Consider the following 1,347-nt stretch of genomic DNA (forward strand, 5'->3'; position numbering starts at 1 on the left):
AGGTGCAGAGCCTCTGACACGCGCAACCCACATGTATAAAGCAGGCGAAACAGAACCGGCATAACTAAATGTCGTAGTGGAGATTCTGAAGATTCTTTGGTACAATCTACCGCAGAAAACAATCTCTCGATTTCGTCTTTCGTAAAAATGTAGGGAACGAAACATTTATTTACATGAGGCGCAGGGTGGAATGCACATGGAGCATCATAGCCATTGCTGTGCAAATACTTACAAAGAATTCGCACATACGAAATCCGAAAACATTGCGTGGTTTCGTTTTCGTGAGGTCTCTTTTTCTCCCACTTTTGCAGTAGTTCTTTCGAAATGGCAGGTATACGCAATTGTTGCTCATTGCAAAAGTCATCGAATGCACTGAGTGCCTCAACACCGGCGTTGTATTTATTGCCAAGGGCACGTTTTTGCTCCACAACATCCAGCATATATGGTGCAAGCACACTGGTAAAATGGGGTTCAAGAAATTTTTCCTCAAACACTAATCAGTCACCTCCAATGCGCAACTGCGAAGCTGACGTACATTTACACCAATATATTTTTGAGTAGAATCGGCATTTATGTGTCCTAATACACCCTGAATCGAGGTAATGGGGATTCCTTCATCTAACATATGTGTTGCGAGGCTGTGTCGAAGCGAGTGAAGCCCGTGGTGCTTTATTGAATCCAAAGGAATGCCCGCTTTTCGCATATGCTTAATAAGAATGTTGTCAAAATTTTGCAGAGAGACGTATGGAGCGACTGCGCGGAGAAAAATTTCCGGGGCATCGCTTACAGGCCTTCCATTTTTCAGATAGTCTATTACAGCCCATCCAACATCTGTGGGAAGTGGTAAAGTTATCGGCTCTCCTGTTTTGACTTGGGTGAAAGACACCAAATGTTGTTCCCAATTAAAATTGGCAGGGCGAAGATTACGTATATCGCTGGTTCTAATGCCGAGTTTTACTGCAATCATTAAAACTGCATAATCGCGTTTCCCTTGTGGACTTTCACGGTCAACAGATGTAAGGATACTTTCGATTTGGCTAAGATCTAATGTTGTAGGAATTCGCGCGGAAGAGGATACTTTTACAATTGGCATCATTTTCAAAGACAAATCTGTTTCCTTGTAGCCACTATGCGCAAGGTACTGAAAAAAGCGTAAAAGGATACTGTAATGGAGCCTTACAACCGAATTGCTGTAATTGCACGAAAAAACTTTGACGTATCGATTTACAATATCTGCTGAAAGTAATTTGTAATCCGTGACTCCAACGCTGAACAAATAATCTGTAAAGCGAAGAAGAACATTTCTGTGGCTGCGCAGCGTATTTTCCCTGCGTCCGTGGAGAGATA

1 protein-coding gene and 1 pseudogene are annotated in these 1,347 nt (G+C 42.5%); both read right to left on the bottom strand.

Annotation, left to right across the window (positions count from 1 at the left end):
• A pseudogene (locus NE623_RS14390) lies at positions 1-494 on the bottom strand (tyrosine-type recombinase/integrase); the annotation flags it as partial.
• Positions 494-1,347, bottom strand: an 854-nt coding sequence (locus NE623_RS14395; RefSeq protein WP_256273497.1) for a site-specific integrase, incomplete at its 5' end; no start/stop codon positions are given. The gene NE623_RS14395 and the pseudogene NE623_RS14390, both read right to left, overlap by 1 nt.

Source organism: Gemmiger formicilis, assembly GCF_024462815.1.
Classification (GTDB): Bacteria; Bacillota; Clostridia; order Oscillospirales; family Ruminococcaceae; genus Gemmiger.